Below are 7,047 nucleotides of genomic sequence, written 5' to 3'. Positions count from 1 at the left end.
GGGAGAGGTCGCGGAACACGGCGAAGAAGTTCGGGCCGTCGGGCCTGGTGCGGCCCATGATCATCGCGAGCGGAATGACGCCGCCCTTCTTCTCGCGCCCCAGCACCTCGCGGCCGTGGTCGAGCAGGCTCGAAATGTCCTGGCTCTTGATGCTTTCGAGATAGTCGGCGACGACCTGCTGGCTCTCCGGCGCGAACAGCGTCACCAAATTCTGCTCGAGCAGCGCTTCGCCGTCGTAGCCGAACAGCGCCTCGGCGCTGCGGTTGCAGACGTGGATGTTGCCTTCGGCATCGAACATCACGATGCCCTCGGCGGTGGTGTCGAGGATCGCGGCGAGATCCTCGGCGTCGGCATCGCCGGCCTGGGACTCGAGCTCGGAGGCGTAGGGGAAGGACTCCTCGACAAGAGGCTCGGCGACAAGAGGCGCGGCGGCAACGGGCTCGGCGGCAACGGGCGGCGCGACGACAGGCTCGGCAACCGCGGGCGCAGCCGCAACAGGTACAGGATTGGGCAGCGCGCAGATCAGCGCATGCGCGCTCTCGCCGTCCCAGTCGATCGTGTGCAGATGCGCCTCGGTGGTCGGCAGCGGCTCCTCGCCATTGGCAAGCGTCGCGCTGATCGTCACCGGCGTGCCGCCTTGCGAGGTGCTGCTGGCGGTCGACACGCCCGGCTCGACATAGAGCGCATCGAGCCCGCCGGCATGCTCCAGCGCGCTCACGCTGGCATGGCCCATGCGCGCGAGGAATGCCGGGTTGGCGTAGAGCAGGCGGTCGAGGCGATAGATCAAAATGCCCGTCGGCAGCAGGTCGAGCAGCGCGCGGTCGCGCATGCTGTGGCCGCGCGCCGGCGGCGCCGGCTCGGTCAGCCATTCGGCCGGCGTGTGCGGCGCCTCCGGCGCCTCGATCGGCGGTTCGGGTGCGGTCTCCGCCGCAGGCGCGGTCGCGCTGGCGGAGATCGTCTCCCGCTCGCGTTCGAGGCGCTCGGACAATTGCCGGGCGAGCTCGTTGAACGCGCTGTTCTCGATCGGCGTCAGCGTCGGCGATCTGGCATCGCCGGGCGGGCGGAACGGCACGACGTTGGGGGGCGTTTCCACTGGCGTTTCCGGATCGGTTGGGTGTGAAGTCGCGTCGGGTGCGGGCAGTTCAGCTTCAGGTGCGGGCTCAGGCTCAGGCGTGGGCTCAGGCTCAGGTGCGGGCGGCTCGGCCGGCGGAGGCGGCGCCTCTGCCACGGGCTCCGGCTCGGGCTCGGGCTCGACAATGTCGGCGGGCAGGCGGTGCTGCGCGTGCGGTTCGGCGAGCTGCTCGAAACGCCGGAGCGCATCGAGCCGGTTGAGGCCGTCGAGATCGCGGCAGACGCCAAAGCCCTTGAAGCCGGCGAAATTGCGCGCGTGGTCGTAGACCGGCAGGCCCGCGAGCTCGACCGGCAGATGCTCGCCGCCATCGGCCGGCCAGTTCACGGTGATCCCGGCCCAGGTGTCGTGGCTGGCCAGCGCCTGCGCCACGCGTCCCTCCGGGTCGAGCGAGAATTGCTCGGCGATCTCGCGCCAGGGGCGGCCGAAGCCGGCGGCCGTGCGCGCGCCCATCAGGCGGATGAACTCGCCGGTTGCGAGCACAAAGCGGCCCTCTGCATCCATCTGCCAGAGGAAGCGCAGCGGATGCTGATGCGGCGCGGGCGTCTCTGTGGGACCCGACGGCGGCTCGACCATGCCGGATGTGATCGGCGCGGCCTGCGGCGACACAATGGCTTGGGGGTGGTTTTCGACCGGAGTTTTGGGCGCGGCGTCGTCCGGTTCTTGGACAGTCTCTTGGACCGCTTCGTCGACGGCTTGCAGGGCTGCTGCGATCTCCGGCGCCGCCTCTTGCGCGGGCAGCTCGGCGACCGTCGCGGCTGGCACGGGCGTTTCGGCCGGCTCGGCGAAGGCGTCGAAGAATGCGATGGTGACCGGCGCGTCGCTCGGCGGCGGCGCGTTCGGCGCCTCGGCGGCTTGCGGCGTGGATTGAGCCGGCGCCGCGGGTGTTACGACTGGCGTGCTCTCGGGCGCGGATGCCGCCGGCGTGGCATCGCTCGCCGCTGCCACCGGCGCGGCATCGCTCGCCGCTGCCGCTTGCGCGGCGGCCGGCTCGATCAGCGCGACCAGGCCGATATCGGCCCCGAGCCCAACCCGTTGCAGCACCATCTGGCCGATGCCGATCGGCGTCTCGGCGCGGCCGCTGCGAAGCGCATCGCTGCGGGCCTGTTCGAGTCCGGCTTCGCCGAGATCACGAAAGCCGAGCAGGGCGCGGGCCGCTTCGCTGGCGCCGACGAACATTCCGTCGGGCGCGAACGCCGCCATCGGCATCCTGGCGCCCGCGACGAGGCGATGCAGGCGCTCGACCAGCGGCATGGTGCGCACCGATGGATCCATCGCGGTGACGAGCACGGCCTGGCCGCCATCGGCGAAGCTCAGCCGTGTGCAGGCGCAGGTCATCAGCATGCCGAGCCGGGCACCGAAGCCGCGCAGCCGTTCGAGCCGCACCGTGCCGTTCGCCGGCAGCTGGCGGGCGAGCCGGGCGACCTGGCGGCGATGGCTGTCAGCCGGGCCGAAAACCTTGTCCGCCAGCGCTGCGGCATGGGCCGCGCCGAAGAATTTTGCGCCGACCGGATTGGCCCACAGCACGCGCGTGCCGTCGACCGACCAGAGCCACGCGGGCAGCGGGGACGTCGCATGCACGGCCAGCCGGGGATCGCCCACGCCTCGCAACTGGAAATCCGAATGACTCATCCAACCGGCTTTAGGTACTCGCTGACACGCGTCTGGCCTCAGGGCTGCCGGGAATGACAGCCTTAAGAAAGGGTTAGTATCGCGCGCAGGCGCGGGCAGGTCCAYGGCCCCAGCCTACGGGGAAGGCCCTAAAGCCGCGATAACCTTAATCCGGCCAGACCCGCAAGCCGCGGGGGCGCTGCATCCGCAGGATTCGCGGGGGAGCCCGATCGTCAGCCGCGCGGCGATGGATGCGGCCCGGCCGAAACACGCGAGCCCCTCCGTCATTCCGGGGCGCGCCCCTCGGCGCGAGCCCGGAATCCATGTCCCTGCAATCTCCGTAGCCCGATGGCTTCCGGGCTCCCTCGCTCCGCTCCGGCCCCGGAATGACGACCTCAACCATGGGTTCCCTCAGGCAGGAACCTCATCCTCTCCGGGATTAAATTTTTCCTGTGCACCCCGGATCGCGTTGCGCTGCACAATGTTGACATGTTACCCAGTGATACTGCTGGGCGTTGGACGAGCCATCTTTTTCGTTACGCGTATCCAGACTTCGTACCCGCCAACAGAAGGGCCCCGGTTGGCCGGCGGGCGCGCCAGAAGGCTCACTCCATTTTTTTCATAAGCGTGAGGGACGACCATGACAGGTGCGACTGATCCATTCTCTGCCTCGATCATCCCGTTCGAGGTTCCCGAGCAGATGCGTGCGTTCGCCGAAAAGGGCGTTTCGCAGGCCCGTGAGAGCTACGCCAAGTTCAAGGACGCGGCCGAAAGCCATAACGGCACCATCGAGGCCGTGTTCTCGTCCGCCAGCAAGGGCGCGAACGAGTACACCGCCAAGTTGATGGAGTTCATGAAGGCCAACACCACGGCCCATCTGGACTTCACCCAGGAGCTGCTCGGCGTGAAGTCGCCGTCGGATGCGTTCGCGCTGTGGACGGGCCATTCCAAGAAGCAGCTCGAGACCTTCCAGGCCCAGGCCAAGGAGCTCGCCGAGATCGCCCAGCGCGCCGCAACCGCCGCCGCCGAGCCGATCAAGGCCAACGCCGCAAAGCTCTACCCGCCCGCCGCCTGAGCGATCGGGCCGGTTTGATAGGGCCTGATCCGGACCCGAAGGGCCGCGCGGCGCAAAGTGCGCAGCGGTTTTCCGATAAGATCATGCCCAAATAATAAGAAACCCGGGCCCAGGCCCGGGTTTTCCTTTGGAAATAACGTTGTTTGAGGGTGGATTCCGCCCGTTTGCGGCCTTGCCAAAAACGGCCGTTGCACCTAGTTTCCGCCCCGTCCAGCCCCCCTCGGTACCGGCCTGTCCAGGCGCCCAAGGCGGCTCGCAAGGATGCAGTTGTAGCTCAGTTGGTTAGAGCGCCTGTCTGTGGAACAGGAGGTCGGTGGTTCGAGCCCACCCAACTGTACCAGCGGGATCAATATTTTGCCTTCGTCCTTGGATATCGATTTTAAGCATCCGCAACGCGCGCCCTGACCGCTGCGCCGCGTGGCGTCTCTATTTCTTCAAGCCACTCACGAACAGCAGTTCCTGAATGACTGTGCGGACGTCCGAGATATGCGGCTGAATATCTCCCCGGAGTGCGACGTAGTATCGGCTGTGAGCCGATTTATCGCCAATCTCTTTAATCTTGGGAAGGATAGTCTTTGTATTGCGCCCTAGATTAAAGGCCGTTTCCTTCACGGTTATGTCGATTAAGTCCCTAAGGTAGAGAAAATCGCCCTTCGCGTTTTTGATCTTCCCGGCGATGTTGTGCTTCTCAAAGCACTCGATGATGAGCGTTTCGATGAGTCGGCGGATCATCACAGCGCATGCGTCGTACCAGCCGTGCTCGTATGCCCCATTGATCTGGTTCGCGATCTTGCTGATGTAGCCGCGAGTGTCTCGAACGAGGGCCATACTTATCACCTGCTGCGTTCCAGCGGGTGCCCCTTCTTCAGGAGGCCCGAGATCGGAGACCACCACCGCGCTGATGGCCTTGGCGACCGCGATGATATTTCGCGTTGATGACATGATCAGGCGGCGGGCTTAGGTCCGTATAGATGCTTAGCCATGCTCTCGAAGATCTTATCAATTTGGTCGTAAGACGAGTCGGGGGAGATGTGGACTTGAATGTCTATGTGGACCTCCGGATTTCGTGCTCCCCCCGTCTGGAAGCTTGGCGGTATGGGCCGGGGTGCTCCTGCCGCAGCAGGTTGATGTAGAGGACCTGAGTGCAGGCTGGTTTCCGTGGGAGATGAATCGGACGAGAAGTCAGCTTCTTCAACGAGAGCCTTAAAAGTCGCGATCGTCTTATTAATGACTTGTGCACCGGCGGATGAACTAGTGCTGAACACGTGAGCCAAGTCTGTGTTGGGTCTGGCATTTGCATCTGGATAAACTGCAAACAAGTCCGCATAGCCTGTTCGAATTGCCTTAGCCAAAACTGTTTTGTGGTGCGCACCCCGATACTCGTTCCATAGCGAAGTCGGAATGTTGCTGCTGTCGATGAAGCCTATGAATTTCAACACACCGATCAAGGTCGTATCGTTGCTCGAAGTAAATCCAAGAGTCTTGAGATGCGCCACAGTGAACTTAGCCGGTCTGCCTGTGGTCCGAATTTTTTGTAGCAGCTCTTTGATTTTCCCCGTGACGGTGGTGTACGCATATTCAGCCATGGTCCAATCCTTCAAAAAACGATCAATAAGATACAACTAGCAGCTGAGTCGCAATGGTAACGGTAGTTATCTTCAGGGAGTATCCAGTGTAAATTGTGCTCGATCGTATATACATTCTTGGACTGATTGAATGAAGCTGAGCTGCGAGGTTGCGCAGCGAGGACGAGGCGCCTTAGACCGTGCTGCCGTCCGCGGGTCGCTCAAGCTGGAGTATTATCGTGCCGTTGACGTCATCAGCAGGAGTGTTCTGAGAGGGAAACATTTGGCTTGACGATCATCCGGACAAGTCCCCGCTTGGAATTCAATAATCGGCAAAGGCGTTCGAGGGTCCCCCGTCTTGGCAATCCACAGCGAGTCAGTATGCATTCCAGCGGATCGTCGAAATCGCTATTATCGAGTACTCAATTGATGAGCATTCTGGGCGCGCTAAATTCGCGCTAACCTCACGACATGTCTCACGCAATGAACTGGCTTAGAGCCAATGCGCCCGGTTTCGACGACCTCTCTCAGGCGGAGCAGGATGCTATTACTGACTTCTCACTTCTCTGGGGCCTGTTCGAATGTCGGATTCTGAGCACCAATGCTAGCGCGCGCGCCATCTGTGCTGCAGTTGGCACGTGGCACGATACAGGAACGCTGCAAGCTGAGATTTTTGAACCGGAACTGGTCTATTTCAGGAGCCGCTATTACCCCAACGGTCACTTCTCGCACCATTACGAGGGATTGCGGCTTCAACGTCCCGACCGCTCGCCTCTAGTCCGAAGCGTGCTGGACGGCTCGGACAATGATCCACGATCGGTGTTAGCGGTGGTGCTCATCATAGTCTATCGATACCGCAATAACCTATTTCACGGCGTGAAATGGGAATACTTGCTGGCGGGTCAGCTCGATAATTTTAATCATGCAAACAATGTCTTGATGAAGGTGCTCGAACTTCACGGCGGCTTACATTGAAGCGTCGCGCATTCGAACTAGGTCTTTCGCTTGATCAAGACCCGACCTTGAGTGTTCCTATCAAGCGATAAAAAGATAAATCATGCAACGCTTCTCAATGGCTAAGGCTCTTGTTTCACGAGCCCGCACACATCAAAACTGGATCGGAGACGATCATGGGGACCGCTATGAAGACGCGATGSACGCCGAGGCCATACCCGATGAAATGCAAATCGTCGTCAAGGAGCTATTGGAACATCTGCGGGCAGCTCTTGATTACTGTGCGCAGCAGGTCTGGATCAATCTAACTGGCGGGGGTACTCTCACTCAGATTTACTTCCCAATTGCTCGGGAAGGAGCCAGCCCTACAGACTTCTTGTCACTAATGAACCGCAACATGCCTGGTGTTGCGGCTGCGTCGGCCACAGCCGTGGACGTCTTCAAGAGCTTCCAACAGTTTTCAGACGATAAGAACGCATGGCTTCCAGAACTGGCAACGCTCGTAAACTTGGCAAAGCATGATCACCTAGAAGTCGCTACAATCCCGGATGCGTTACTGAATTTCTCCAAGGATGCACAGGGCCGAACGCTCATGGCATTCCAGCCCGGACATGCCCCAAAGCGCGGGTATCCATTCATGATGCTGAAGCAAATATCCGGCGACCTCGAATACGGCGTGTATAAAGCAGTATTTCTACAGTTGAAAGCCACAC

The 7,047-nt window shown here is 61.8% G+C and carries 6 protein-coding genes and 1 tRNA gene; 4 read left to right on the top strand and 3 right to left on the bottom strand.

Annotated features, from left to right (window positions below; genetic code table 11):
• A partial coding sequence (locus AC1D00_RS19695; protein WP_477011811.1) for a PAS domain-containing protein occupies positions 1–2,761 on the bottom strand: 2,761 nt, incomplete at its 3' end.
• Positions 2,762–3,380: 619 nt separating this feature from the next.
• Here AC1D00_RS19695 and AC1D00_RS19690 point away from each other — a divergent pair.
• Both AC1D00_RS19690 and AC1D00_RS19685 read left to right on the top strand, forming a co-directional pair.
• Positions 3,381–3,815 (top strand): phasin, encoded by a 435-nt coding sequence (locus AC1D00_RS19690; protein ID WP_135176581.1) that lies wholly within the window; start codon positions 3,381–3,383, stop codon positions 3,813–3,815.
• Between the two features lie 263 nt (positions 3,816–4,078).
• A tRNA-His gene (locus AC1D00_RS19685) sits at positions 4,079–4,155 on the top strand.
• An 86-nt stretch (positions 4,156–4,241) separates the two neighbouring features.
• Here AC1D00_RS19685 and AC1D00_RS19680 read toward each other — a convergent pair.
• Together AC1D00_RS19680 and AC1D00_RS19675 are read right to left on the bottom strand one after the other, a co-directional pair.
• A complete protein-coding gene (locus AC1D00_RS19680; RefSeq protein WP_477011810.1) occupies positions 4,242–4,757 on the bottom strand; it encodes a hypothetical protein in 516 nt (171 codons plus the stop codon).
• Positions 4,758–4,759: 2 nt separating this feature from the next.
• Complete coding sequence (locus AC1D00_RS19675; RefSeq protein WP_477011809.1) at positions 4,760–5,401, bottom strand: DUF5343 domain-containing protein; 642 nt, start codon at positions 5,399–5,401, stop codon at positions 4,760–4,762.
• Positions 5,402–5,863: 462 nt separating this feature from the next.
• Here AC1D00_RS19675 and AC1D00_RS19670 point away from each other — a divergent pair, with 462 nt between their 5' ends.
• Both AC1D00_RS19670 and AC1D00_RS19665 read left to right on the top strand, forming a co-directional pair.
• Positions 5,864–6,355: a hypothetical protein gene (locus tag AC1D00_RS19670; RefSeq protein ID WP_477011808.1), complete on the top strand. Its 492-nt coding sequence runs from the start codon at positions 5,864–5,866 to the stop codon at positions 6,353–6,355.
• 82 nt (positions 6,356–6,437) lie between these two features.
• The coding region (locus AC1D00_RS19665; RefSeq protein WP_477011807.1) for a hypothetical protein at positions 6,438–7,047 on the top strand (610 nt) is incomplete at its 3' end.

Source organism: Bradyrhizobium sp. P2_E8, from assembly GCF_056403875.1.
The sequence above is the reverse complement of the archived record's forward strand: the minus strand, read 5'-3'. Positions and strand labels throughout refer to the sequence as shown.